The sequence below is a fragment of the Natrialba hulunbeirensis JCM 10989 genome, assembly GCF_000337575.1.
Taxonomy (GTDB): Archaea; Halobacteriota; Halobacteria; order Halobacteriales; family Natrialbaceae; genus Natrialba; species Natrialba hulunbeirensis.
The window spans coordinates 212,876-239,623 of the sequence record NZ_AOIM01000041.1; the positions used below are offsets into that span (position 1 = coordinate 212,876).

General features: G+C 62.8%; 25 protein-coding genes and 1 tRNA gene. 5 read left to right on the plus strand and 21 right to left on the minus strand.

Translation table 11 applies throughout. The annotated features are described in order from the left end of the window. Nucleotides 1-199: 199 nt before the first annotated feature. Nucleotides 200-1,510, minus strand: coding sequence for a M28 family peptidase (locus C483_RS17140; RefSeq protein ID WP_006654627.1), 1,311 nt, complete (start codon nt 1,508-1,510; stop codon nt 200-202). 157 nt (nt 1,511-1,667) lie between these two features. Here C483_RS17140 and C483_RS17145 point away from each other — a divergent pair, with 157 nt between their 5' ends. After that, nucleotides 1,668-2,732, plus strand: a complete 1,065-nt coding sequence (locus C483_RS17145) for a polyprenyl synthetase family protein (RefSeq protein WP_006654628.1) — start codon at nt 1,668-1,670, stop codon at nt 2,730-2,732. Nucleotides 2,733-2,745: 13 nt separating this feature from the next. Here the strand turns inward: C483_RS17145 and C483_RS17150 are convergent, their stop codons facing one another. The 17 genes from C483_RS17150 to tuf all read right to left on the minus strand — a co-directional run bounded on the left by C483_RS17150 (nt 2,746) and on the right by tuf (nt 20,578). Beyond that, on the minus strand, nt 2,746-3,729 hold the full coding sequence (locus C483_RS17150; RefSeq protein WP_006654629.1) for a cation diffusion facilitator family transporter: 984 nt from the start codon (nt 3,727-3,729) through the stop codon (nt 2,746-2,748). A 101-nt stretch (nt 3,730-3,830) separates the two neighbouring features. Beyond that, a complete protein-coding gene (locus C483_RS17155) occupies nt 3,831-4,637 on the minus strand; it encodes a CBS domain-containing protein (protein ID WP_006654630.1) in 807 nt (268 codons plus the stop codon). Nucleotides 4,638-4,673: 36 nt separating this feature from the next. Continuing rightward, on the minus strand, nt 4,674-6,224 hold the full coding sequence (locus C483_RS17160; protein WP_006654631.1) for a DHH family phosphoesterase: 1,551 nt from the start codon (nt 6,222-6,224) through the stop codon (nt 4,674-4,676). 202 nt (nt 6,225-6,426) lie between these two features. Then, entirely contained in the window at nt 6,427-7,947 is a 1,521-nt protein-coding gene (locus tag C483_RS17165) for an NADH-quinone oxidoreductase subunit N (protein ID WP_006654632.1), read from the minus strand. After that, on the minus strand, nt 7,947-9,476 hold the full coding sequence (locus tag C483_RS17170) for a complex I subunit 4 family protein (protein ID WP_006654633.1): 1,530 nt from the start codon (nt 9,474-9,476) through the stop codon (nt 7,947-7,949). The genes C483_RS17165 and C483_RS17170 overlap by 1 nt, the downstream gene beginning before the upstream one ends. Then, nucleotides 9,473-11,509, minus strand: a complete 2,037-nt coding sequence (gene nuoL / locus C483_RS17175; RefSeq protein WP_006654634.1) for an NADH-quinone oxidoreductase subunit L — start codon at nt 11,507-11,509, stop codon at nt 9,473-9,475. The genes C483_RS17170 and nuoL overlap by 4 nt, the downstream gene beginning before the upstream one ends. Before the next feature lies 1 nt (nt 11,510). Then, nucleotides 11,511-11,816, minus strand: a complete 306-nt coding sequence (nuoK, locus tag C483_RS17180) for an NADH-quinone oxidoreductase subunit NuoK (RefSeq protein WP_004215987.1) — start codon at nt 11,814-11,816, stop codon at nt 11,511-11,513. Further along, on the minus strand, nt 11,813-12,292 hold the full coding sequence (locus C483_RS17185; RefSeq protein ID WP_006654635.1) for a hypothetical protein: 480 nt from the start codon (nt 12,290-12,292) through the stop codon (nt 11,813-11,815). The genes nuoK and C483_RS17185 overlap by 4 nt, the downstream gene beginning before the upstream one ends. Then, nucleotides 12,289-12,579 carry an NADH-quinone oxidoreductase subunit J gene (locus C483_RS17190; protein ID WP_006654636.1) on the minus strand — a complete coding sequence of 97 codons (291 nt, stop codon included), beginning with the start codon at nt 12,577-12,579 and terminating at the stop codon, nt 12,289-12,291. Before C483_RS17190 ends, C483_RS17185 begins: the two co-directional genes overlap by 4 nt. A gap of 45 nt (nt 12,580-12,624) precedes the next feature. Further along, nucleotides 12,625-13,086, minus strand: a complete 462-nt coding sequence (locus tag C483_RS17195) for a NuoI/complex I 23 kDa subunit family protein (protein WP_006654637.1) — start codon at nt 13,084-13,086, stop codon at nt 12,625-12,627. Beyond that, nucleotides 13,083-14,195: a complex I subunit 1/NuoH family protein gene (locus C483_RS17200; protein ID WP_006654638.1), complete on the minus strand. Its 1,113-nt coding sequence runs from the start codon at nt 14,193-14,195 to the stop codon at nt 13,083-13,085. The genes C483_RS17195 and C483_RS17200 overlap by 4 nt, the downstream gene beginning before the upstream one ends. After that, complete coding sequence (locus C483_RS17205; RefSeq protein ID WP_006654639.1) at nt 14,192-15,874, minus strand: NADH-quinone oxidoreductase subunit D; 1,683 nt, start codon at nt 15,872-15,874, stop codon at nt 14,192-14,194. The genes C483_RS17200 and C483_RS17205 overlap by 4 nt, the downstream gene beginning before the upstream one ends. Next, on the minus strand, nt 15,871-16,578 hold the full coding sequence (locus C483_RS17210) for an NADH-quinone oxidoreductase subunit B (RefSeq protein ID WP_006654640.1): 708 nt from the start codon (nt 16,576-16,578) through the stop codon (nt 15,871-15,873). Before C483_RS17210 ends, C483_RS17205 begins: the two co-directional genes overlap by 4 nt. After that, nucleotides 16,575-16,988, minus strand: a complete 414-nt coding sequence (locus C483_RS17215) for an NADH-quinone oxidoreductase subunit A (RefSeq protein ID WP_006654641.1) — start codon at nt 16,986-16,988, stop codon at nt 16,575-16,577. Before C483_RS17215 ends, C483_RS17210 begins: the two co-directional genes overlap by 4 nt. 276 nt (nt 16,989-17,264) lie before the next feature. Next, on the minus strand, nt 17,265-17,915 hold the full coding sequence (locus C483_RS17220) for an AIR carboxylase family protein (protein WP_006654642.1): 651 nt from the start codon (nt 17,913-17,915) through the stop codon (nt 17,265-17,267). Nucleotides 17,916-17,929: 14 nt separating this feature from the next. After that, entirely contained in the window at nt 17,930-19,186 is a 1,257-nt protein-coding gene (locus C483_RS17225; protein WP_275039999.1) for a 5-(carboxyamino)imidazole ribonucleotide synthase, read from the minus strand. Nucleotides 19,187-19,306: 120 nt separating this feature from the next. Further along, a complete protein-coding gene (gene tuf, locus C483_RS17230) occupies nt 19,307-20,578 on the minus strand; it encodes a translation elongation factor EF-1 subunit alpha (protein ID WP_006654644.1) in 1,272 nt (423 codons plus the stop codon). A gap of 204 nt (nt 20,579-20,782) precedes the next feature. On the opposite strand from tuf, the gene ribH reads away from it, so the two are divergent. From ribH to C483_RS17250, 4 genes are all read left to right on the plus strand, one after another. Further along, nucleotides 20,783-21,214 carry a 6,7-dimethyl-8-ribityllumazine synthase gene (ribH, locus tag C483_RS17235; RefSeq protein WP_006654645.1) on the plus strand — a complete coding sequence of 144 codons (432 nt, stop codon included), beginning with the start codon at nt 20,783-20,785 and terminating at the stop codon, nt 21,212-21,214. 64 nt (nt 21,215-21,278) lie between these two features. Beyond that, nucleotides 21,279-22,427, plus strand: a complete 1,149-nt coding sequence (locus C483_RS17240; protein ID WP_006654646.1) for a pyridoxal phosphate-dependent aminotransferase — start codon at nt 21,279-21,281, stop codon at nt 22,425-22,427. A 94-nt stretch (nt 22,428-22,521) separates the two neighbouring features. Beyond that, entirely contained in the window at nt 22,522-23,271 is a 750-nt protein-coding gene (locus C483_RS17245; RefSeq protein ID WP_006654647.1) for an HNH endonuclease, read from the plus strand. A gap of 172 nt (nt 23,272-23,443) precedes the next feature. Beyond that, nucleotides 23,444-23,547, plus strand: a tRNA-Gln gene (locus C483_RS17250). A 269-nt stretch (nt 23,548-23,816) separates the two neighbouring features. On the opposite strand, the gene C483_RS17255 is transcribed toward C483_RS17250, so the two are convergent. From C483_RS17255 to C483_RS17265, 3 genes are all read right to left on the minus strand, one after another. After that, nucleotides 23,817-25,055, minus strand: a complete 1,239-nt coding sequence (locus C483_RS17255; RefSeq protein WP_006654648.1) for an outer membrane protein assembly factor BamB family protein — start codon at nt 25,053-25,055, stop codon at nt 23,817-23,819. A 6-nt stretch (nt 25,056-25,061) separates the two neighbouring features. Next, nucleotides 25,062-25,433, minus strand: coding sequence for a DUF3209 family protein (locus C483_RS17260; RefSeq protein ID WP_006654649.1), 372 nt, complete (start codon nt 25,431-25,433; stop codon nt 25,062-25,064). A gap of 70 nt (nt 25,434-25,503) precedes the next feature. Beyond that, nucleotides 25,504-26,736, minus strand: coding sequence for a CbiX/SirB N-terminal domain-containing protein (locus tag C483_RS17265; RefSeq protein ID WP_006654650.1), 1,233 nt, complete (start codon nt 26,734-26,736; stop codon nt 25,504-25,506). Nucleotides 26,737-26,748 lie beyond the last annotated feature (12 nt).

A 26,748-nucleotide genomic window follows, 5' to 3' on the forward strand; every position in this document is an offset into this window, starting at 1 on the left:
AATTTGGAGGATTAGTAGCCCCAATATAAAACTAGTAATTATGAATTCCGATATGGATTAGTACACATATTTTTATTTGCGTATATATCTCCATTAAGAGTGATTAATCGCTAATATATTAGCAGTGCGTTCGTAGTCGCGGCACTAAGTTTGGATATTGTGAAAACTATCGGAAGGGACACAACACTAACTACGCCAACTAATTCTTGTACAACCAATCACCAGTAATCTTCATTCCCTCGGCGAGATCCTGGGCCTCGAGATCGGCGGCGATTTCCTCTGGCTCGCGGTGCTCGATCGTCTGCTCCTCGCGTGCGAGGTCGACGGTCAGATCCGTGAGGAGGATGGCCTGCTCGCGCAGCGTGCGCTTCTCTATTTTCTCCAGCGTGTCGGCGAAGGTGTGCCCCCAGCCGCGACCGACCTCGTCCGAGGTCGACATCACGTGGTAGCCTGGCACCCCCCACTGAACGAACGGCCAGTGGTCGCTGTGCGGGCCGAGCTGTGGCACCGTCTCGATCGGGTGCCCGTGGCGCTCTGCGACCTCCTCTGCGGCGGCCTCGAGTTCGGGGAAGCCGTGGGTCGTCAGCGAGAGCGTGCGCCCGCGGACGACGCCGTCGTTGTTGACAATCGCCTTGATCGAATCGTGATCCGCCTGCTCGGCGTGGTAGCCGGAGCCGACCAGGCCGACCTCCTCCGCACCGTAGGCGACGAACTCGACGCGCGTCTCGAGTTCGTCCTCACGCGCAGCGAGTGCGTTCGCGAGTTCGACGACCATCGCGGTGCCGGCGCCGTTGTCGAGGGCTCCCTCTGCGATGTCGTGGGCGTCGACGTGGCTCGTCACGAGCACGCGTTCGTCCGTCTCGGGGCCGAGTTCGGCGTGGACGTTCTGGCTCGTCGCCTCGGAGATGTCCGCCTCGACGGAGACGGAGATTTCCTCGCCGTCGTACCGCCGGCCCAGTCGCGCGCCAACCTCACTCGAGACGCCGACCGCCGGAATATCGCCGATCGGGTCGTCCTCGGTGCCGACACTGCCCGTCGGTGGGAGACAGCCCTCGACGTGATTGCGGTAGACGAAGCCGACGGCACCCTGATCGACCGCGTGGTAGTACTTCTCCCGGCGGTGGATGTAGCGCTCGTAGTACTCTGGAATGTCGCTACGGACCATCGCGATTTTACCCTCGAGGGCTGCTTCTTCGAAGTCCTCCGGCAGCCCGTAGCCGAGGTCGACGAGTTCCGCCGTCGCCTCGTCGCTCGGGCTTCGCGGGAGCGCGATGCACTCGAGTTCCTCGTTGGCAGTGACGACCGCACTGTCGCCGCGCGCCCAGCCCTGAATGTCGTACGACTCGAGGCGGGCGTTTCGTGCGCCGGCCTCGGCGAGGGCGTCGCGGGTCAGTTCCGCGGCCTCGCGTTCGCCGTCGCTGCCGGCCATTCGGTTGCCGATGTCGACCAGATGTTCGAGATGCGTCCAGCCAACGTCGCTGGTGAACACATCACTGATCCAGGTAGTCATGGATATGGGACAGGGGTCACACTGGGGGCGTGTAACTGTACCGTTCGGCGACGACTGTGCCGGAACTTGGCGCTCTACTGTCGGCTATCTAACCCGAAAACCGGACGTTCAGTGCGAACTGAGAATCTTTTTTACCCCGCTCGCACTCGGGGCGTGTATGCGGGAGACGCTTGCCGAGTGGCGGCCGGCCGTAGACGAGGCGATTGCCGACCTCGTGCCGCGGGAGATCGACACCGACTACCTCGAGTCGTTCTTCGGCGAGCCAACGTACGAGTACGATCCAGACGGCATCCAGCGGGCGCTGTCGGATCCGCTCTGGGACTTGCTCGACCGAGGTGGGAAACGATGGCGTGCGGTGCTCTTTCTGGTCTTTATCGAGGGCTTCGGTGAGGACCCGACCGAGTACATGCCCTACGCCTGTATTCCCGAAATTTTGCACAACGGGACCATCATCGTCGACGACGTCGAGGATCAGGCGGCAAAGCGCCGCGGGGAACCCGCCCTGCACCATATCTACGGGCGCGACGTCGCGCTGAACGCCGGCAACGCCCTCTACTTCCTGCCGCTGAAGATTCTGCGGGAGAACCCCGGCGACCTGCCGGCCGAACAGCGACTGGCGGCCTACGAGATGCTGATGGACGAACTCAACCGGACCCACCTCGGGCAGGGGATGGACATCTGCTGGCACAACGAGCGCGAGGTCCGCATCACGCCGGCGCAGTACCTCGAGATGTGTGCCTGCAAGACCGGCTGTCTCGGCCGTATCGTCGCGCGACTCGCGGCGATCATCACCGACCAGCCCGCCCACGTCGAGGAGGCCGTCGCGACCTACGCCGAACTAACCGCGGTTGCGTTCCAGATCGGCGACGATATTCTGGACGTCGAGAACTCCCTCGGTCGCGCCGGCGAATTCGGCAAGGAGTTCGGCAACGACGTTCGTGAGGGGAAAAAGACCCTGCTCGTCATCCACGCAATCGAGGAGAGCGAGCCGGCACAGGCCACGCGACTCCAGGAAATCCTGGAAGCCGAGACGAACACCGACGAGGAAGTCCTCGAGGCGCTCTCGATTCTCGAGGATGCAGGGAGCATCGAGTACGCCCGCGAACAGGCCCTCGACCTTGCCGCCGAAGCCCGTGCAGAAATTGCTGGACTCGAGTTGGACGCGGAGACGACCGACCGGCTCAACACGTTTACGGAGTTCGTGGTGGATCGAGAGGAGTGATCGGTTGGGGGCCTTACTCCCCGTCCTTGGGGTCGGATTCGGTTTCTGTTTCCGTTTCCGTTTTTGCTTCCGCTTCTGTTTCTGTCTGTAACTCTGTTTCCGCCTCGACGTAGATCCGATCCGCAGTCGGCACACCGTCCTGAATTCTGGCCTCGATTACGTCGACGGTCTGCTCGATCGTGGCCGTCTCCAGGTCGGGATCGAACCGAACGTCACAGGCGACGAGCACCGAGTCGGGGCCGAGATGCATCGTTCTGAGATCGAGCAGTTCGGCGACGCCGTCGGCGGACTCGATGGCGTCGACGATCGCTCTGTGTTCCGTCCGGGTGACACCCTCGCCGACGATGAGACTGCGATTTTCCCAGGCGAGTGCGAGTGCGAGCGCCATCAACAGCAGGCCGATGACGATGCTCGCCGTCGCGTCGTAGACCGGATCACCAGTCTGTGACGTGAGGTAGACGCCCAGAATCGCCACGACGACGCCGATGACGGCGACGATATTCTCGGTGGCCGCGGTGAGCAACGGTGCGTCCTTCGAGTGGCGAAAGGTTGCAGTCAACGAGGTGAATCCCGCGGCTTCCCGCTCGGTCTGCAGGCCGTGATAGGAGGTGTAGAACGCGTAGGATTCGAAGACGAGTGCGACGCCGAGAACGACGTAGTTGATCGTGACGTTGGTCCCACCGGCCGGCCCGTCGAGTGCAGCATACCCTTCCCGAACCGAGGCGAACCCAGCAATGCCGAACAGCAGAACGGTGACGACGAACGCGAAGAAGTACTGCTCCTTGCCGCGCCCGAACGGATGTTTCCGACTCTCGCCGGCCTCGCTGAGTCGAAAGCCGAGCAACAGCAACACCTGATTTGCAGCGTCGCTGACGGAGTAGTAGGTCTGGCTCAGCATACTGACGTTCCCGGTCGTCAGGTACGCGACGAACTTCGCGACCGCGATTGCCAGGCTCGCGCCGAACGAGACGAGCACGACGACCCGCGTCGAAACCATCTACCCGAAACTCACACACCGGATGCCGTATAGGTTTGGCGCGGTTGCAACCGGGCGTATTCCGTACTCCGCTACTATTCCCCAGACGACAATCCTTACGCTTACTCCCCAGACTGCAACCGCTTCGTCGTCTGCACCAGCGGATGGCGCGCGTAATCGACCACGTCGATATCCTGGAGCGACTCGAGTCCCTCCTTCGCAGCGGTCTCTGCCATCCCGAGGGCTATCTCGTCTTCGACGACGATTACGTAGGCGTCCATCGCGTCGATTCCCAGGCGGTGGGCCGCGAGCACGCGGTGGTGGCCGTCTGCCAGTAACAGCGTGCCGTCGTTGTCGATGACGACCAGCGGCTCTGCCAGCCCGCGCTCGAGTTCGTACTTGCGTCCCTCGAGTTCGTCCGCGTAGACGCGCCCCTGCGTCGGTGTCAGTTGTTCGATCGCGACGGTGCGTCGTTCTTGCTCCAGATTCACGCTGTGGATCTGCTCGAGCGTGCGGACCAGTTTGCCGACCTTCTCGGGCGTTGCACGTTCGATCTGGCTGCGGATCACGTCGGCGTTCGAGATGATGCCGACGAGGTTGCCCGCGTCGTCGACGACGGGGAGTTTCTGAATCCCAGAGCGGAGGATGACGCGGGCAGCGTCGTTTACCTTCATATCGGGGTGTGCAACCAGTAGATCGGTCGTCATCACTTTGAATATGGGGTCGTCGTCGCCGGCCAGCAACAGATCACGAGCGCTGATGAACCCCTCGACACGGCGGCGTTCACAGACTGGGAAACCGCTGTGTTCTTCACTCTCGGCGATGCGCTCGGCAACCGCGCCGACGGTCGAATCCGGCGAGACGGTCACCACGTCGCGAGTCATGTACTCTTTGACCTGGGGTTTGGTCCGTTCCGACGCGAGGTCCATACGCAGAGCGTACCGCGCCCGTCCGCAAAAGTACTGTTACTGGTGGTCGTCGGCTCCGTTCTCGGCATCCCTCGCGTACGCCTGCCGTTCCGCAACGATCGACTCCCACTCGTCTTCTTCGGCGAACAGCCACTGGCTCGTCCGACTGTACGTCCCGACGGGAACTCCCGGTCGTGTCTGAATGGCCTCGAAGAACCGGTCTGTAATTACGTCCTCGGCGACACCGACGATCGATTCGACCTCGTCCTCGTCGTCAAGCCGGCCGAGAATTCCGACCTCGAGTTGTGCGCCGGCCATATCGGCGTGTCCGCCCGCACTCCCGATCTGGTCGAACCCGTCCCGTAACGTCTCGCCGAGGTCGACATCGTTCGAACGCGACCGGGCGGAGAGAAACGCCATCTCGTTTCTGAACCCGAAGACGAGCGTCGTATCGATCCCCTCCATCGCGAGGAGTTGATCCGCCGCCTGCGGGAGCGCATCCCGGTTTCCGATCCGACCAACGCTCGCGACCGCGACCGAGTCGTGCTGGACACGATTCTTGATCGCACGGGCAATCGTCTCGAGTGTCTCACCCTCGACGGTCGGCTGTTCGATCTGTCGCAAGACCGCTGCATCGACGTGGGGATACAGCGTCGAAGCGGCCTCGAAGTCCGCAGAGGAAACCTCACGCGTGAAATCGTTCGTATCGATCCGGATCCCGTAGAGGAGTGCGGTCGCCGTCGACGACTCGAACGAGAGGTTGAATCGGTCCATATACTCCGTCAGGATCGTACTCGTCGCGCCGGCTTGCTCGCGCAACTCGACGAAGTCACTCGGCACCGGGCCACGTGGCGGGTGGTGGTCGATGACGATATCGACGTGGCGATCCTCGTCGAGTTGATCGTTGACGCCGGGTCGCGAGTGATCGACCAGCGCAACCGACCCGTAGGTGTCGAGACGCTCTCCAGGCGAGAGATTCCGCAGCGAGAGATCGAGCAGGTTGACCATCGCCCGGTTCTCCTGGTGGGAGATATCTCCAAAGTAGCAGGCGTCGGCCGCAACACCGACCGACTCGGCAATCGCCGTGAGTGCCACCGCACTCGCAATCGCGTCCGGGTCCGGGTTGTCATGCATAACAACCGCGAGTGGGCCCTCGATCGTCAGCAACTGCTGATAGAGCCCGATCGCTCGCGAGGCCGGCGTCGTCCCCGTTTCCTCGAGTAGGTGCTCGGCAAACGCACTCGCCGCATCGACGGTGTGGGCTGCGAGGTCGGTAAAGCGATTCCTGTCCGCCATCGTCGGATTGCCGCCCATGTAGGCCGTGATCGATGCATCGGGGAACGCAGCGGCAGCCAACTCGAGTGCCTGGCGGTTGACGTCGGTTCGGTCGCTGCCGACGAAGATGACGTCGGGTGTGTCGACGCCGTCGAGGGTTTCGGAGTCGGTCGGATCGCCGCGGCGGGCGGGGATGCTTTCGTCGCGAAGGGTTTCGGCGACGCTCTCGTCGGCGGTGATGACGAGGAGTCGGCCGTCATCGTCGCGCTCCGTGAGTCCCTCGGCGACGGCGCGGCCGACGGTTCCGCACCCGAGGACGAGCCGGAAAACCATGTATCGCGGCTTGCAACCCAGAGGGGTAAAAACTACCGGGTCACGTCGGCGGTATGAGTGGGCTGTCGCTGGCGAATCGCTCGACTGTCCGACTCGGTGGGGTGGTGAACGAGGACGGAACGGGTCGGACGGATCAGAACAAGCAGAACAAGCAGAACAGGTCAAAACAGAAGAATTGCGTTCGTGCCGGCCAGCCGCGAGCTCAGGCGAGCATCGCAGTCGCCGCATCGACGGCCGTGTCGGCAACCGGGCCGAACAGCGGCAGCAGTGCGAGCGTCATGACGGCGGCGACGACGATTGCCGCGTAGAGGCCGACTGGCTGGGAGAGCCCATCGCGTTCGGTGACTGGCTCCTCGATCCAGACCGCCTTGACCAGCCGCGAGTAGTAGTACAGCGAGAGTGCGCTGTTGATCACCAGTGCGGCGGCGACGACGATCAGGCCGGCTTCGAGCGCGCCGGTGAACAGGAAGTACTTGCTCCAGAAGCCACCGAGCGGTGGAATCCCTGCGAGACTGAACATGAATATCGCGAGCGCGAAACAGGCGACCGGAGCGCGTCGGCCGAGCCCGTTGTAATCCTCGAAGGTGCGGCCAACGCCCCAGTACTCCGCGAGAGCGACGAACAGGAACGCACCGGTGTTCATGAAGCCGTAGACGAACAGGTGCATCATCGCCGCACCCATGACGAGTTCGCCACCGCCGGCAGAGATGCCGGCGAGACCGATCAGCGCGTAGCCAGCGTGGCCGATCGAGGAGTACGCGAGCATCCGCTTGACGTTGTTCTGCGTCGCGGCGGCGAAGTTCCCGAGCGTCATCGTGACGATCGCGAGGATGATGAACGCAAGCGTCCAGTCGACGCCGATCGCGCTTGCGGTCTCAGCGACCGGGAACGCCTCCGTGAAGACGCGGAACGCAATCACGAAGCCGGCGGCCTTCGAAGCCGACGAAAGGAACGCCGAGATCGGTGCCGGCGCACCCTCGTAGGCTTCCGGTGCCCAGAAGTGGAACGGCACGCTTGCCGTCTTGAACGCGAAGCCACCGATCAGCATGAGGATGCCGAGGCCGAGCAGACCACCGTACGGATCTGCCTCGCCAGCCTCGATGACGGCAGCGATGTTTTCGAGCTGCAAGTGGCCCGTCGCACCGTACACCAGTGAGATCCCGTAGACGAAGATCGCCGACGACAGCGCACCGATCAGGAAGTACTTCAGCCCTCCCTCGACGCTGCCGCGGTTGTCCTTCAGGATCGACACCAGCGCGTAGGACGGCAGGCTCGCTAACTCGAGTGCGATGAAGATCGTCACCAGGCTGTTGGCGGCGGCCATGAACGACATGCCGGTCGCCGCGAGCAGGACGAGCGAGTAGTACTCGGCCTGGTAGGTGTGATCCTCCATGTAGTCGTAGCTCGCGACTGCCACGAGCGCCGTGACGACGGCGACGATAATCATGAAGAACAGCGCGAGCTGGTCGACGACGAACTGGTCGCCGAGCACGTCGATGATGCCGCGACCGCCATCGACCGTCGGGGTGCCGACGCCGGCCAAGAGGTACCAGACCGCGACACCGAGCGAGGCGAGCGAACCGGCGGCCGTCGTCCCGGCGAGCAGTCCGCTGTTCTGTGCGTCCGGCGAGATGCTGTCGATGATGAACAGCACCAGTGCCGTCAATGCGAGCAACAGCGCCGGCGCGAGTGTCGTCCAGGCAGGGAGTTCGAGCAGCGCCATTACAGTTCACCTCCGGTCTCCAGGATCGGATCGACTGCGTCCGTAATCATCTCGAAGATCAGCTCCGGTGCGACGCCGAGCAGGATGATCAGGCCAAGCAGCACGAACATCGGTGCGATGTCGTGCAGCGGGGCGCGGTCGACGTCGTAGTCAGTTTCCAGGTGGTACGGCCCGAAGACCGTCCGCTGGAGCGCAAAGAGCAGGTAGCCCGCCACGATGACGATACCGAACATCGCGAGTGCAGTGAACACCTGCGAGTAGGCGAGTCCCTCGGCACCGAACGCGCCGAAGAAGATCGTGAACTCGCCGAAGAAGCCGCTCATCAACGGCAGTCCCATGTAGCCAAAGGCGCCGGCGACGAGGATGCCGACGGCGACCGGCATGCGGTCTGCCATCCCGGACATGTCCGTGACCATCCGGGTATGGGTGGCGTTGTAGATGACGCCGACTGCCATGAACATCAGTCCGGAGATCAGGCCGTGGCTGACCATCTGGAAGGTCGCGCCACCGACGCCGAACTGCGTGTAGGCGATCAGACCGAGGATGACGTACCCCATCGACGAGACGGAGGAGTACGCAACGATCCGCTTCAGATCGGTCTGGGCCAGCGCGAGCATCGCGCCGTAGATGACGCTGATCACGGCGATGGCCGCGATCGGGATCACGAACGGCTCGATGACCTCGGTTGGGAACATCGTGAAGTTGAATCGCAGCAGTGCGTACGTCCCCATCTTCAGCAGGACGCCAGCCAGCAACACCGACGCGGGGGTCGGTGCCTCGACGTGGGCGTCCGGCAGCCACGTGTGGAACGGAACGATCGGGACCTTCACCGCGAACCCGAGGAACATCGCGACGAAGACGAGCGAGGCGAGCGTCGTACCGCCGATGCCGAGGAAGCCGTCGGGGCCACCGTTGAGCATCGCGGTCGTCACGTCCGGCAGCGCGAACGTCGTCACGTCACCGAGCCCGAAGACGAGCGCGATGAACGCACCGAACATCACGAGCGAGGCGACGTTCGTGTAGACGAAGAACTTGATCGCCGCATACTTCCGGCGCGGACCGCCCCAGATACCGATCAGTAGATACATCGGGATGAGGACAGCCTCCCAGAAGATGAACCAGACGAAGAAGTCGAGCGCCGCGAAGACGCCGATCAGGTTCGCCTCGATGAACAGCACGAGTCCGTAGAACTGGGACTCACGCTCGTCGATCGGCGTCCACGAACTCACGATCGCGAGCGACGAGAGGATCGTCGTCAGGACGACGAGCGGCATGCTGATGCCGTCCAGGCCGACGAGCCACGAGATCGAGTACTCGCCGAACTGGATCCACTCGAACTCGGAGGCGAACGCGAGTTCGCCGTCGAGCAGCGCGTTGCCGCTCCCGTCGAACGCCGAGAACATCCACAGCGAGAGCCCTGCGGGAATCAGGCTGATAGCGAACGCCAGCTTCCCGGCGATGCGATTCGGTGCGACGAACGTTACGAACGCGCCGACCAGTGCGACTGCGATCAGTGCTTCGATCATCATAGGAACCACCCTCCAACGTAGCCGAGAACCAGCAGTAAGCCGATGAAGCCGGCCACCAGCAGTGCTGCGTAGTTCGTCACGAGTCCCGTCTGAATCCGTTTCAGCCGGCTACTGCTGAACAGGCTGGCGGTCGAGACGCTGTTGACAACGCCGTCGATCACCGTCTGGTCGAACCGATCCGCAGCACGCGCAAGCGGCTGGGTGAATCCTTCGGCGAGCCAGACCTGGTACTCGTCCTGATAGTAGTTCGACTCGAGTGTCTGGCGTGCGCCGCCCAGGCGTTCTTTGTGTGCGACCGGCTCTGGAACGCTGTAGAGCTTCCAGGCCAGGCCCGCACCGGAGAACGCGAGCAGCAGGGAGACGCCGGCGGCGATCAGGACGGTGAGTTGCTCACCGCCGATGTAGGCGGTTTCGAACGCGAGCAACTCGCCGTAGGCGCTGTAGGTTAGCCCTTCGACGGCACCGTACTCGCCGTCGAGCCAGTGTTCTAAGAACGTGATGTCGATATGTGCGAGCTTCGCGACGGGTGCGAGGTTCGCAATCCCGGCGACGAGTGCGAGGACACCGAGCACGACCAGCGGGGCCTTGATAGACCAGCCGATGTCGTGTGGGTCCTCGGCGGCCTCCGAGCGAGGTTCACCGTGGAAGGTCAAGAAGACCATCCGGAAGGTGTAGAAGCCGGTGAAGAAGACGGCGACGAGCGCCATCGCGTAGGCTGCGAGGATAACCGGCTCCTCCAGCCCAACGATGAGCGCGTCGTACAGAATCTCGTCCTTGGACCAGAAGCCCGAGAACGGGATGATGCCCGCGAGCGCGAGTGCGCCGGCGAGGAACGTGTAGTAGGTGATGGGTGCCTTGTCCTTGAGGCCGCCCATCTTCCACATGTCCTGTTCGTGGTGCATGAGGACGATGACGGCACCGGCACCGAGGAACAGCAGCGCCTTGAAGAAGGCGTGGTTCATCAGGTGGAAGACCCCGGCGACGTAGCCGCCGACACCGAGGCCGAGCATCATGTAGCCGTACTGGCTGATCGTCGAGTACGCCAGCACCTGCTTGATGTCGTCTTTGACGACGCCCATCGTCGCGGCAAAGAGCGCGGTGAAGCCACCGACGAACGCGATGATCGCGAGCGCGGTGGGCGACAGTGCGTAGTAGCCGAACATCCGGGCGACGAGGTAGACACCCGCTGCGACCATCGTCGCCGCGTGAATCAGCGCGGAGACGGTGGTTGGGCCCTCCATCGCGTCGGGCAGCCAGGTGTGGAGTGGGAACTGTGCGGACTTCCCGATGACACCGCCCAGCACCAGGAGTGCCGTGATCGTCACCCAGGTTTCGGCACCGAAGCCGAACAGGGTGTCACCGTTGTCGATCGCCGATTCCGCAGCCGCGACGAACGAGTTGTCGCCGGCGAAGGCGACCGTGCCAAACGTCGCGGCGATGGCGACGACCCCGAGCAGGAAGAAGTAGTCACCGAAGCGAGTGACGAGAAACGCCTTCTTCGCGGCCGATGGGGCCGAGCGCGTGCGGAACCAGAAGCCGATCAGCAGGTACGAACAGAGGCCCACGAGCTCGAAGAACATGAACGCCATCAACAGGTTGTCCGCGTAGACGAACGCGAGCATGCTGAACGTAAAGAGCCCGAGGCTGGCGTAGTACCGCGGCAGCCCGGTCTCGCCCTCGGCGTTCATATAACCGAGGCTAAAGATGTGGACCAGGAACGCGATGAGCGAGACGATGACGAGCATTAACGCGGCGAGCGGATCGATCAGGATACCGAAGGTGAACTCGATCCCGTCGGCACCGATCTCGCTCGCAGCATCGCCGATTGCCCACTGATACAGCGTCTCGTGATACACTTCACCGCTCGCGACGGCCACGAGCATCAGCACGGAAAGCGCAAGCGAGCCTCCCGTTGCGATGATGCCCGCGAGCGCGCCCTTCTTCGGCATGTACTTGCCGAACGTCAGGGCGACGACGAACGCCACGAGTGGGAACAACGCGATCGCCGGCGCGTAGTTGAACACATCCTCCATCTTACCACCTCATCGTCGTTGGAACCGTGACGTCGACGTCACGGAAGTTGCGGTACAGCAGCAGGATGATCCCGAGTCCAACGGCGACCTCGGCGGCCGCGAGGGCCATCGTGAACAGGGCAAAGACCTGTCCCGAGAGATTGCCGTGGTAGAACGCGAACGCGATCAAGTTGATGTTGGCTGCGTTCAACATGAGCTCGACGGACATCAGGAACATCAGTGCGTTTCGACGCGTCAGGATACCAAACAGGCCGATGGCGAACAGCGCCATCGACAGGAGGACGTAGTGTTCGACGCCGACTGTCATCGGTCGTCACCTCCCGTTTCTGTCTCTGATTCGGTGTCGGTATCGTCCGTGCTGGCAGCTGACGTTTCAGCGCCAGTGTCGGACACACCGCCGTCAGTGGCGGCCGTCTGCTCGTCCTGGGCTGGTCCCGAAACCGATCCACCATCCTGGGGCAACGCCACGATCGGCTCGCCGTTCTCCTCGCGCTTTGCGAGGACGATCGCACCGTCGAGTGCGGCGTCAAGTGCAAGTGCGATCAGCAAGAACGCAGCGAGGAACGCTTCCGTGTTCGGGATCGATCCCGCTTCGGACTGAAGCGGGTCGAGATCGAACATCGCATAGCCCAGTTCGGACGTGATCGCAATACCATCCGGGAAGCCCTGCCCGTCGCCAAAGCTCGTGTTGAGGACGATCAGCGCCATCAGCCCGAAGAGGGCAATCGCGAGCACACCCGGGATCAGCGTGCGGCCGAGTCGAAGCCGCGGTCTGGTCGTCATGTCTGTACCACCTCATCCGCTTCCGTCTCCGTGTCGTCTGCTGCGTTCTTATGCTGAGTCAACATCACGGCGAACGTGATGAGGATGAGCCCCCCGCCGACGTAGACGAGGACCTGCATCATGGCGACGAACTCGGCCGCCTGCATCACGAAGTGCACCGCGATGCTCATCAGCGCGACGCCAAGCATAAGCGCCGAGTGCCACGGGTCCTCGAGGAGGACCACACCCAGCCCGCTGGCGAGCGTGATGAACGCAAACAGCGCGAACGCGATCAGCTCGTATGTCATTATTTTGGTAAACTGCCCGTGCTCGGGGACGGGCGACCCAGACGGTTACTGGTAATCGACCTCCCCGTCTCCCTCGCCGATCCACGCGCCCCGGTCCGGTTCGCGCGACTCGAGCGGGTCGATATCCTTGTACCACGGTACCGATTTCAGCTGCTCCTTGTTGTAGACCAGATCGTGTTTCGTATCGCCGGTAAACTCGAAGTTCTGGGTGAGCAGGATGGCGTCGACGGGACAGACTTCCTCACAGAGCCGACAGTAAATACACTGTCCGATGTGGAGGTTGTACTGTTCGCCGTTTCGCTTGTCGTCCATCACGATCTGAATCGTGTCGTTCGGACAGACGTTCTCACACTGGCGACACCAGATACAGCGCTCCTGGCTGAACTTGTGCACGCCGCGGAACCGCGGCGAGACATCCGGTGCTGTCGTTGGGTACTCGACCGTGAACGTCGAGCCGTCCAGTGCGTGTTTCATCGTCGTTGCCATCGATTTGAGTACGCCGATCATGCAATCACCCCTACAATTGCCGCAGTGAGTCCGAGATTCGCAAAGGAGAGGACGAGTAGTCCCTTCCAGCCAATCTCGATGAGCTGGTCGATCCGCACACGTGGCACCGCAGAGCGGAGCCACTGGGTCAGGAAGAATACACCCCAGATCTTGAGGGTGAACCAGAGAATACCGAGCTCGTCCGGTCCTGGCCCGGCGGGTCCACCGAGGAAGATCGTCGCGATGATCGCACCGCCGAGGAAGATGTGCAGGAACTCGCCCAGATAGACGAGCACGAAGTAGACTGAGGAGTACTCAGTCTGGTACCCCGCAATGAGTTCCGCCGGCGCTTCGGGCATGTCGAACGGATTTCGTCCGACTTCCGCAAAGTTCGCGATCAGGAACAGGACGAATGCGAACGGGTTCACCAGCGCGAACCACGCCGGCACCGCCCACTCGAGTCCGGGGATCGTGAACAGCGTCGTCTCGTTCTGGACGGCGACGATCTCGCTCATCTGTAGCGACCCCGCAAACAGGACGACCGACATCCCGGTCACGACGAGCGGAATCTCGTATGCGACGTTCTGTGCAACCGCGCGCAGTCCGCCGAGCAGCGAGTACTTGTTACCCGACGCATAGCCGGCCATCACCAGGCCGATCGAGGCGATGCCAGCGACGGCGAAGACGAACGCCAGGCCGACCTCGGGGTCAGCGAGGTGGATTCCGCTGCCCATCGGGATGACGGCGAAGCCGAGCATGGCCGAGCCCGCGATCACGATCGGTGCGAGGTCGTAGGCCGGTCGGTCGACGTTCTCCGGAATGATGTTCTCCTTTGCAAGGAGACGAACCGCGTCAGCGATGATGATCCCGATCCCGCCGGGACCGAGGTGGTTGACCGCGATTCGGTCCGTGAAGGAGGCGGTGATCTTTCGTTTCGCCCACGGCCCGGCAACGCCGGTCATCGCGAGGATGAAGTTCCCGACGATGAACGCGGCGACGAACGTTGCGAGCAACTCGCCGGCGAGCCCGAACTGGCCTAAGCCGGTGAGTTCCGTGATGTGCTCGGGGAGCAACACCGGATCGCCGCCGTTTTGTAGCGGAAACAGGCTTGGAGTCGTCGCCCCGCTCATCGATCCACCTCTCCGAGAACGATGTCTAAGCTACCCAGCGAGGCGATCAGGTCAGGGATGTACTCCCCTTCGGACATCTCTTCTAAGGCCTGCAGGTTCGAGAAGCACGGACTCCGGATCTTGAATCGACCGGGCTTGTCCGAGCCGTCCGAGCGGATGTAGATGCCGAGTTCGCCCTTCGCTCCCTCGACGGCGCGGTAGATCTCCGTCCCGGCGTCTGGCTTCAGCGTGCGCGGGACGTTCGCCTGTACGTCGCGCTCGTCTTCCGGCCAGTCCTCGAGCAGATCGAGACACTGCTCGATGATCTTCGCGGATTCTTCGACCTCCTCCATTCGACAGAGGACGCGCGCGTAGTTGTCACAGCCGTCGCGCGTGATGACGTCCCAGTCGAGCTGTTCGTAGTAGCCGTACGGATCGTCGCGGCGCAGGTCGTAGTCGACGCCGGAGCCGCGTGCGACGGGGCCGGTACAACCGTAGTCTTTTGCGACCTCGGGCTCCAGCACGCCGGTGTCGATACAGCGGGTCTGGAAGATTTCGTTGCCCGTGATGAGGTCGTTGTACTCGCCGACCTTCGCCGGGAGTTCATTGAGGAACTCGCGTGTCTGCTCGAAGAACTCCTCGCGCGGTTCGGGCAGGTCCCAGGCGACACCGCCGACACGGAAGTAGTTGAACATCATCCGCTGGCCCGTCAGATCTTCCAGAATGTCCTGGATGACCTCCCGGTCGCGGAACGTGTACATGAACGTCGCGGTGAACTCGCCGTAGACGTCGAGTGCGAACGTCCCGAGCGCGAGCATGTGCGAGGCGATCCGGCACAGTTCCGCGCCCATCGTCCGGATGATCTGTGCGTACTCGGGAACCTCGATATCCGCGAGGTCCTCAATTGCACGCGCGTATGCCCACTCGTTCAGCAGGCCCGCCGAGACGTAGTCCCAGCGGTCCGGGTAGGGCATAATCTGGTGACGGTAGGTGCCCTGCTCGCACATCTGCTCCTCACAGCGGTGGAGGTAGCCGATGTCCGGCTCGACGTCGGCGACCGTCTCGCCGTCCAGGACTGTCTTGACGTGGAGCACGCCGTGGGTCGCCGGGTGGTGTGGCCCGATGTTCAGGAACATCGTATCCGACTCGTCGTCGTGATGGTCCGGCTGAATCGGGTTCTGGTGCTCCGTGAGCGTGACGAGCTGTGGCTTTTCCTGATCGTAGTCCTTCGAGAGGGGGTGGCCCTGCCACGTCTCCGGCAGGAGAATCCGGCGCAGATCAGGGTGGTCGTCGTACTCGACGCCGACCAGATCGTAGGCCTCCCGTTCGTGCCAGTCGGCCGTCCGGAACACCGGCTCGGCGCTCTGGCTCACCGGGTCGTCGACCGTCGTCGGAACGACGATGCTGACCTCGTCGGTCGGGTCAGCGAACTTCTTCATGTGGTAGATCGACTCGTATCGATCCTCGTACTGCTGGGCGGTAACACACGAGAGGTGGTCGTAACCGGCCTCGTCGCGCAGATCCGAGAGCACGTCCTGAACGTCGTTCGGGTTGATAACGAAGCCCGGCGCGTTCAGGTGATCGTCGCGCGCGATGGCGCGCTCACCGAGCAGGGACTCGAGTGCAGCCTCGGTAGTTTCGACCCCTGGCTCTGTGAGTTCTGCCTCGGGCTCTGTTTCGGGTTCGGTTCCCGTGCTCATGGTGAATCAGCCCAGTTGTAGCGCATGACGAGGTCGTCCTCGTCGATCTCGCTTGCGAGTTTCTGTACGAGTTCGTCCTTCTGGAGGTCGCCGAACTCCTCGAGTTCGTACGGTTTGACGACGACGGCCGAGGACTCGCCGTTCTTGATTCGCTCCTGGAGTTTGAGGACCCCGTAGAGCAGCGCCTCCGGTCGCGGTGGGCAACCGGGGACGTGAATGTCGATAGGGATGATCTCTTCGGCACCCTTGACGACGTTGTACCCCTCCTGGAACGGGCCGCCGGAGATCGTACAGGAGCCCATGCCGACGACGAACTTCGGTTCGGGCATCTGGTCGTAGACGCGCTTCATGCGCGGGCCGAACTTGGAGACGATCGTTCCGGGGACGATCATCACGTCGGCTTGTCGCGGCGAGGCGCGGGGGACACCAGCCCCGAAGCGGTCCAGGTCGTGTTTGATCGCGTACGTGTGCATCATCTCGATGCTGCAGCAGGCGATCCCGAACTGGAGCATGAACATCGAGTTCCCGCGAACCCAGTTCATGAACTCGTCGAACTTCGTGAGGATGAACGGCGACGCGCCGAACGCCTCGCGAAGCTTGGAGTTGAAGCGGTCGTCGACACCCTCGCCGATTCGGGCGTCGCGGGTGTCCGTCGACGGCGCTGTGCTGTCGTAGATCGTTTGTTGTGGTTCGTCGCTACTCATGGTCGGTTATGCTCGGTTTCTACCTGACGAGGTGTCTGTGCCCACTGGACCGCACCCTTTCGCCACGCCCACGCGAGTCCGACGAGGAGGATCGTGACGAAAAGCACCATTGGGCCGAGAATCTCGAGCAGCGAAACGGCGTCTGATTCGACGGCATCCAGGTACACGACCGCCCACGGAAACAGGAGGACGGTTTCGATATCGAAGATGAGGAACAAAAGCGCAACCATGTAGTACTGGATGTTGAACCGGACACGCGTGTCGCCGGTCGGGATCTCGCCACTCTCGTAGGTGGCTCGTTTGCTCGTTTCGGGTACACTCGGGCGCAGAAGGTACGATACCGCCATCATACCGAGCGGTATCAGTACTCCCACGAGTGCAAGCGCCCCGATCGCTATCCAATCGTTCATCTCCGTAACGTTCGGGAGTTTAAACCGCATGCACATAAGGGTTGATTGTTCGTTTTCCGGCCCAACACGGGCCAAATGGAGAGATCAGGCAGAAACTATCTCGCCGAATAATTGCCGTAGACTTGCCGTACGCGTTCCCGGCGGAACGTACCGCTATGCAGGAGTTCGATCGGGCGAGTAGATGGTGAAAAATAGTGATGGTCGCGTCGTGGGTTGTCCGGCTGCACGAGGGGAGCGGCCCGCCGGCACATCTGTGCGGCGGCATGACTCCGATTCCTACTCTGACTCCGACTCGTCGCGCTCACGGAAGGCCGGCGTTCCGTTGTCGTGTAACTCGCGCGAAACGGCACCGACGCCGTCACGCAGTTCCTCGTGGTAGGCAACGAGCCGGTCGCGGACCTCGTCGTGCTGGCGTGCAAGGATCTGTGCCGCCGAGAGCGCGGCGTTGAAAGATTTGCCGGCATCGACGGCGACCAGCGGCGCACCCGCCGGCATTCCGATCACGCTGTCGACGGACTTCTCCTGAACAGGGACGCCGATCACGGGGAGCGGGTACGCGATCGACGCCGTCATGTTCGGTAGGTCTGCAGACTTCCCGCCCGCACCCGCGATGATGACCTCCAGCCCGCGCTCTTCCGCCGTCTCCGCGTAGGCCGTCATCAAATCGGGCGTGCGGTGGGCCGAGGTGACGTACGTCTCGAAGGTGAATCGCTCGTTCGGTGGGCGCTCATAATCGGTCTGCTCTGCGAACTCGAGTTCGTCGACGAACGCGTCGTACGCGCCGGGGCGCTTCCCGCCGGTCATCATCGTCTCGAGATCGGAATCGCTGCCCATTACGATTCCCACGTCCGGTGTTTCGGCGTCGGGCCGGTCCTGGTCGGCCTCGGCGTGTAGTCGATCGATCAGGTCGGAAACGGTCTCGCTCATACTCTCTCGTTTACTCACTTCGACGTGAACGTGACGGACTCCTCGAGTTCCCGAGCGGCCGTCAACAACTCGGCGGTCGTCTCCTCGTCGCGACCCGACAGCGTAACGTGGCCCATCTTGCGCAGCGGACGCGCCTCGCGCTTGCCGTACCAGTGGAGGTTCGCCCCGGGCGTCTCGAGAATCCGATCGACGTTCTGGAGCGCCGCTGACTGGGATTCCTCGACGTCACCGAGCAGGTTCACTGACACCGTCGGCGACCGAAGGTCCGTCGCCGCGAGCGGCCACCCGAGCACCGCGCGGGCGTGCTGTTCGAACTGCGAGCTCTGTGCGCCCTCGATCGTCCAGTGACCGGAGTTGTGCGGACGTGGCGCGATTTCGTTGAGCAGAATCTCCCCGTCCCACTCTCGCGGGCCCCCCTCGCTCGAATCTTCCGAGGCGCTACGCGTCTCGCTCGTCTCAAAGAGTTCGATTCCATAGACGCCGCGACCCTCCATTACCTCGAGGACATCCGCAGCGACCTCGCGGGCGCGCTTCTCGACAGCGTCGGCCGAGCCCGCCGGCACGACCGTCTCCCGCAGAATCTCGTCCTCGTGAATGTTCTCCCCGATCGGGAACGTCGCAATTTCGTCGTCACCCTTGACGGCGATCACGGAAATCTCGCGCTCGAAGTCGACGAACGCCTCGACCATCGCCGGCCCGGCGACGGACTCGAGTGCATCCTCGGCTTCGTCGGCCGACTCGACGGGGACGTTGCCGCGGCCGTCGTAGCCACCCGTACGCGCCTTGAGCATTACCGGTGCGCCGTAGTCGTCGATCGCCGCCCGGATGTCGTCGGCGTCCTCGACCGCCCGGAACGGTGGGACCGGAACGCCGGCGGACTCGAGTTCACGTTTCTGGACCAGTTTGTCGTGGATCGTCTCGAGTGTCGCGGGTTTCGGGTGGACCGGCGTGCCGGAGTCTTCGCTGACGCGTTCTAACACGTCCTGATCTGCGAGTTCGATTTCGAAGGTGAGCACGTCGGCGCGAGCAGCGAGTTCGCGGATGCCCGCCTCGTCGTCGAAGCCGGCGACGATCTGGTCGCGGGCGACGGGAGCCGCGGGGCAGTCCGCCGTGGGGTCAAGGACGATGACCTCGACGCCGAGGGGCGCGGCTGCTTCGGCGAGCATGCGCCCGAGCTGTCCACCACCGACGACGCCGATCGTCGGACCTGGCGTCTGTAACGTCGTCATTGCGCGCTCGTTATCGGCGGCTCCGCTTAAGAATTTGCAAATTTGCGCACACAGTGCGCGTAGTTGACCTCCTCGATACGCACCGATGTGGATATGTCTGGCGTTGCACGGGACGTGTCGCCGACTCGCAGCACCGGGTCTGGGTTGCGGTGGGCTGCGCAGTTAGTTGCGCTCGTGTACCTCGAGTACCTTGCCCGCCGCAATCGTCTGGCCCATGTCCCGAATCGCGAAGCTACCCAGTTCGGGAATCTCGCCCGAGGGCTCGATGCTGAGTGGCTTCTGCGGGCGGATCGTCACGACCGCGGCGTCACCCGACTGGATGTAGTCCGGGTCTTCGTCTGCGACCTCCCCACTCGAGGGATCCATCTTTCGGTCGATGGATTCGATCGTGCAGGCGACCTGTGCGGTGTGGGCGTGGAAGACTGGCGTGTACCCTGCGGTGATGACCGATGGGTGTTGCATGACGACGATCTGGGCCTGGAACGTCTCGGCGACGCTCGGCGGATCGTCTGCCGGCCCGCAGACGTCACCGCGGCGGATGTCGTCCTTGCCGATGCCGCGGACGTTGAAGCCGACGTTGTCTCCGGGTCTGGCCTCCGGAACCTCCTCGTGGTGCATCTCGATCGTTTTCACCTCGCCGCCGACATCGCTCGGCTGGAACGAGACGGAGTCGCCGACGTTCATGATGCCGGTTTCGATGCGGCCGACGGGGACGGTGCCGATACCCGAAATCGTGTAGACGTCCTGGATCGGGAGCCGAAGCGGCGCGTCAGTCGGCGGCTCGGGCTCTGGCAGGCCGTTCAGCGCCTCCAGAAGGATCTCGCCGTCGTACCAGTCCGTGTTCTCCGAGTGCTCGGCGACATTGTCCCCCTCGAACGCCGAAACGGGGATGAACGAGGCGTCTTCGGTGTTGAACTGGACCTGGTTGAGTAGCTGGGTGACTTCTTCGACGACCTCGTCGTACGTCGATTCCTTGTAGTCGACGATGTCCATCTTGTTGACGGCGACGATGAGTTCGTCGATGCCGAGGGTGCGCGCGAGGAACACGTGTTCCTGGGTCTGTGGTGCGACGCCGTCGTCCGCTGCGACGACGAGGACAGCGTGATCAGCCTGACTCGCGCCCGTGATCATGTTCTTCACGAAGTCGCGGTGGCCCGGCGTGTCGACGATGGTGAAGTCGTACGCGTCGGTCGAGAACTCCTGGTGGGCGATGTCGATGGTGACGCCGCGCTCGCGCTCCTCGGAGAGGTTGTCCATGACGTAGGCGAACTCGAAGCCGCCTTTCCCCTTCTCCTCGGCCTCTTCGCGGTGCTGTTCGATGACGTGCTCGGGAACGCTCCCCGTCTCGTAGAGGAGTCGTCCGACGAGCGTGCTCTTGCCGTGGTCGACGTGGCCGATGATGGCCAGGTTCTGGTGTTGACTGGTGTCACTCATAGTGATGTGGTCCCCTAGCAATGGTACTCGGGTTTGCGCCTAAACCCTTGTTCTCCCTCGACTGAACCGTTCAGAATCCACAATTGTCGTTTGTTGTGATGCGTTCGTATGGTGGCCGCCGGTCGCCCTCGAGACAGCTTCCGTTCGACCGGTGTATTCGCCAATAACGGTACCTCTTTTAGGCGCGCTCACTTCGGCTCGCGTATGACCACGCTCGGATTGGTGGTCGCGGAGTTCAATCGACCGATCACCGAGCAGATGGAGCAAGAGGCCAAAGCAACAGCACAGGCTGCGGGTGCGAGGATCTACGACACCGTCAGCGTCCCTGGTGTCTACGACGCCCCGCTCGCGGCGGACCGACTCGCCCGACGGTCGGACGTCGACGCCGTCGCTGTCATCGGCACCGTCATCACCGGCGATACCAACCACGATCAGGTTATCACCGATGCGACCGCCCAGCAACTCGCAGACGTCAGTCTCGAGCGTGACACGCCGGTTACACTCGGCGTCACCGGCCCCGGCATGTCCGCGGCCGAAGCGCGCGAACGCATCGAGAACGCGGGCAAAGCCGTCGACGGCGCGATCGATCTCGTCGACGAGCTGCCGGCTGCCGACCCGGATACGACAACCGACTAGCGAGACACCCACACAACTCACGACTCGTCACCAGCCACCCACACCGACAACAGTTCACCAACACATGACCATGGAATTCACCGACCGCGTAACCCGAGTCGAACCGTCAGCAACCCTCGCCATCTCCGCGCTCGCAACCGAACTCGAGCAGGACGGCGCAGACGTCGTCGACCTCTCCGTCGGCGAACCCGACTTCCCCACGCCACAGAACATCATCGACGCCGGCCAGGGGGCCATGGATGCCGGTCACACCGGCTACACTACCTCTGCCGGCATCCTCGAACTCCGCGAGGCCATCTCCGAGAAACTCGCAGCCGACGGCCTCGACCACGGCCCAGCAGAGATCATCGTCACCCCTGGCGCAAAGCAGGCGCTCTACGAGATCATCCAGGCCCTGATTCAGGACGGCGACGAAGTCGCACTGCTCGACCCCGCCTGGGTTTCCTACGAGGCGATGGTCAAGATGGCCGGCGGCGACCTCACCCGCGTCGACCTCTCCGAGACCGACTTCCAGCTCGAGCCCGCACTTGACGACCTCGAAGCCGCCGTCTCCGACGAGACCGAACTGCTGATCGTCAACTCGCCGTCGAACCCAACCGGTGCCGTCTACACCGACGCCGCACTCGAGGGCGTCCGTGATCTCGCGGTCGAACACGACATCACGGTCATCTCGGACGAGATCTACAAGGAGATTACCTACGGCGTCGAGCCGACGAGTCTCGGGACACTCGAGGGCATGACAGATCGCACGATCACCGTCAACGGCTTCTCGAAGGCCTACTCGATGACCGGCTGGCGGCTCGGCTACTTCGCCGGCCCGGAAGACCTGATCGACCAGGCGGGCAAACTCCACAGCCACTCGGTCTCCTCGGCCGTCAACTTCGTCCAGCACGCCGGCGTGGAGGCGCTGGAGAACACCAACGATGCAGTCGCCGACATGGTCGAAGCCTTCGGCGAGCGCCGCGAACTCGTCATCGACCTGCTCGACGACCACGGCGTCGACGTCGCGGTGCCGGACGGAGCGTTCTACATGATGCTCCCTGTTGCGGACGACGATCAGGCGTGGTGTGAGGGTGCGATCGAGGACGCCCACGTCGCAACGGTTCCCGGCAGTGCGTTCGGAACCCCTGGCTACGCGCGAATCTCCTACGCCGCGAGCGAGGAGCGACTCGAGGAGGGTATCGAGCGGCTGGCTGAGGAAGGCTACCTGTAACGTACCGCTCACTGCTCGCGCCATTTGCTGCCGTTCGAACACCGCATAGTGGTGGTTCCTCGAGTTTATACGTGATAGCGCGGCCAAACGCGGCATGGACTGCCCGACCTGCGGGAAATCGCTCAGTACCGAACAGGGAATGCGCCAGCACCATACGAAGGTACACAGCGAGCCACTCCCGAATCGAACCTGCACGGGGTGTGAGACGGATTTTTACGATCCGAAAGCGCGCAGATCGTACTGCGACGACTGCAATCCAAACGCCGGCTCGAACAACGGCAACTGGCGCGACGCGAAAGAGACGACGACGTGCACCCACTGTGACGCGGACTTTTCGTACTACCCCTCCTCGAAGAAGGGCGTGTTCTGCCCCGACTGCGTCGCGGACGCAGACGGATTACTCCCGGAGAACTACGCCGAAACCGTCGACCGAGTGACGGTTGCATGTCGCGCCTGTGATGCGCCCCTCTCAGTTCGACCCGCCGCACGCGAGTCGCAAGAACGTGGATTCTTCTGTACACTCGAGTGCTATGGCACGTGGCTCTCGGACAACGTCGTCGGGCCGGCTCATCACCAGTGGGAGGGTGGAACGATCACGTATGGACAGAAGTGGTGGGCGGTTCGCCGGCGTGCACTCGAGCGGGACGACTACACGTGTCAACACTGTGGTGTCGACGCGGACGAACTTGGTCGGAATCCAGACGTGCATCATCTGGAGCGGGTTCGATCGTTCGACGAGCCTGCGGAGGCGCATCGACTGGAGAACGTGGTGTCGCTCTGTCGACAATGCCACAGACACGCAGAGGAGGGGACGATCTCCGCAGGTCCTCGAGACGAAAAGTAACACTATTGTGTAACGGCGCGCTATCCAGCGAGTGACGTGAGGAGTCCCGTGGTGGTGAGCGGTTCCGAAGGAACCGCGATCCGCACGGGGCTTCGAACGGTGTGAGAAGTCCCGTGGTGGTGAGCAGTTTCGAAGAAACTGCGAAGTACACGGGACGACAAGTGAACGACGGAGTCCCGTGGTGTAGTGGCCAATCATATGGGCCTTTGGACGTGATCGGTTTCGGCCGTTTACGGAAGACAGCCCATGACGGCGGTTCGAATCCGCCCGGGACTACTTCTGCCGCGAGCAAAACCGCGAGCGACGAATCCGTCTGGAACCGTGAATCGAAGGGGAGTCTCCCAACCGATAGTATAGACTCAAGCCGCGTTGGTGACTCTCACAAGATTACGAAGTAGTGCCACTCCCGGTTACCACTGATTCCGTTGCGCTGTTCCCCTCAATGCCATCATATGAACTCTGTTCAGTAACCGGAAACCGTGGCATTGTGCCTCGAATGTTCGGTTATGACACTCTGTACCCGAACACGACGAACCCCGTCTCGGCTACACAAAACGTGATCCAATACCAAGGGCGTACTCGCCGTGGACTCGCTGTTCGTCGTGATACTCGACCGGTTCTTCGATCACGGCGATCCGTTCGCTATCGATGGCCGCAGCCGTTGCGATACCCGTGACGTCCTGTTTGTCCTGCTCTCCGTTTTTGAGGTCGAACCAGCGGAGCGCGTGGGTCTCTGAATCACGAACGCGGAAGTTCTGGGCGCACGGAGCGACGATCGCGCGGTCACGTGCAGCGAGTTCGGTGACGAATCCCCGAACGGACGCATCCCACAACGGCTCGCCATCGATATCGAAGGCGGCGATACGGTGTTCGTTCGGATGCCGAGACGACGTTTCTCTGCTGTCAACAGCGTACGTATTCCCGGTGACGAACGCCACGTATCGGTCGTTTGCGTAGGCATGATTCGGGTACGCATACAGCGTTTCGCCGTCGACGTCGGTCTCGACCGCGAGATCAACCGTCCACCGTTCGGTACCGCCCTCCTCGAGCAGGTAGCCACGCTTGTCGCCGTGGCTTGCAACGGCTAGGTGCTCGCCGGTAAACGAAACGTCGCCGACACGGCGGTCGCCATCCGTTACAGGGTCCCACATCCATTCAGGGTCACCTGTCTCCGAATCGAGGACACTGACACCGCAATCGTGCGTTCCCGTACAGCGGTTGTAACCGACAGCCAGGCGATCCCGGTCACTGTCGAGTGAGAGTGCGATGGGTGAGGCATCGGTCTCGTACCGCCACCGAATCGCGCCGTCCGGCTCGATCCCGTAGACGGCGCTCTGCCAGCGGCGTTTGTCGCCATCGCGCTCGTAACGACGCGCGGCCGCATACAGGGAGTCCCCGTCGTCATCGGCCTCGATCGCGAGGACGTACGGCAGGGAGAACAGTCGGTCGCTCGTGGGCGTCCCGACGTGTGCTGCGGCGTCGACAGACCAGCGTCGCTCTCCCGACTCGAGGGCGTACCCCGCGATGACTCCGTCCTCGCCGCGCCCCCCGACGATGAGCGTGTCGTCGGTGACTGCTAGCGAGACGGCGCTCTCCGGATGGTCGACCTCCCAGCGAGGATCGAGTGACTCGCTGTCGAAGGCGGTGACTGTCCCGCCCCACCGTCCAGCAATGACAACGTCGTCGGCCAGCTCGACGCTCGAGCGCGTCCACATCTGCCGGCTCCCTGCACTGTCGATCTTGCCGAGCGGGCGTCGGTCGAACCGGTGTGTGCGTTCTGCCATTCGCGCTTAATCCTCGACGGGAAAGGTTTCGTGGAGCAGATCGTGTGCCTCTCCGAGACCGTCGGTAATGCTTTTACCCTGTACCCGCAGCCGATGAACGGCGCGCTCGGCATCGCGAACGGCCAGCAATCGACCCCGAGTGTAATCGTACTCCGGATCGTCGGCATCCATCGAGGTAACGGTCTCTTCGAGGTCGACGAGCGCGGCGTCGAGATGGCGTTCGATCTCTGCCAGGCTCTCGGCCTCCGAGAGCCCTTCGATAGGGCCTTCGAGGTGTCCTTCGAGTTCTTTCTCCGCGTGGTCGCGGGCGTGTTGATCCTCGACGCCGAGGACGTTCATCAGTCCGAGTCGAAGTGCTTCGATTTCGTAGCAGCTCATACGTGTGTTGTGTTGGTTCGTCTTCGCTGTCTGTTTCGAGTGCGATGCAGTACTGATTCTGTGAACCGTTCTAGAGGATCTGTTCGACGAGATTACTGACGATGCGATCACTCTCTAGGTGATCGGTGACAATTCGGTCGGCGTTTTCGGCCGCGACATCGCCGTACCAGATTCCGTCGGGATAGACCGCAACCATCGGTCCGTCGCCACAGCGACCCAGACACGACGAACGGGTGATACGGACGTCGCAGCGCTCGGAGTTGCGAGCCTCCTGCCGGATGCGTTCGAGCACCGCGGTCGATCCCGCGTCGGCGCAGGTTCGATTCGTACAGACCGTAACGTGCTTTTGCGGTGCGTCGTGGCTGTGTGGTTCGTCGTCGATATCCTCCCGAGCAGCGTGAGCCTCCTGGTGGGCCAGTGCACGAAGCATGGCTCGTGCCCCGCCGACATCCTCCTCGTAGCCCTCGAGATCGACCTTGTACTTGCACGTGTCACAGGACATCTCGACACTCCCCGACCGCGCCTCCTGCCAGCGATCCGCGAAGACGTCGAGGAGCCGCGAGTCCGTGCCGAGCGGGTCACCGGCCAGCGCGCTGACGTAGGGGTAGTCGTCGTCGAAGTCGGCCGTCCAGTCCCGGACCCGCTGGGTGAGCACGCCGTCGCCGAGCATGTAGGGAAGCACGACGACCGCGTCCGGCCGGTGCTTCGAGAGGCCGTGGAGGGTATCCTCGAGCGTCGGCTCCGTGACGCCGATGAACGTCGCCTCGACGCGGTTGAAGTCGCGACCCTCGTAGAGCAGTCGCGCGAGCTTTTGCACGTCGCCGTTGGCGTCTGGGTCACTCGAGCCCCGGCCACAGAGGACGACGGCGACCCCGTCGTCCTCACGGTCAACGCCGAGTTCGGCTTCCACTTCGGCGGCGCGGTCGTCCAGCAGGTCGATGATCGCCGGGTGGATACCCAGATGCGCGCCGTTTTCGATCTCGAGGTCGTAGGCCGCGCGGGCTTGCTCGATCGCCAGCGGTACGTCGTTCTTGACGTGGCTCGCGGCGAACAGCGAGCAGTGGACGACCGTCACTCGCGAGACGACCGATTCGAACGTCGCGAACGCCTCGTCGATCGCCGGCTCCGCCAGTTCGAGAAACGCCGCGTCGACCGGAATCTCGAGCCGGGACTCGAGGCCGGCCGCCAGCTCGCGCACCTGTTCGTTGGACTTCTCGCGGCGGGAGCCGTGGCCGACCAGCAGGACGGCCTCGTCGTCGAAGGCAGCGGTCGTTACGGACGTGGATTCGTCGGGTGTGTTCATCGGATGGATGGG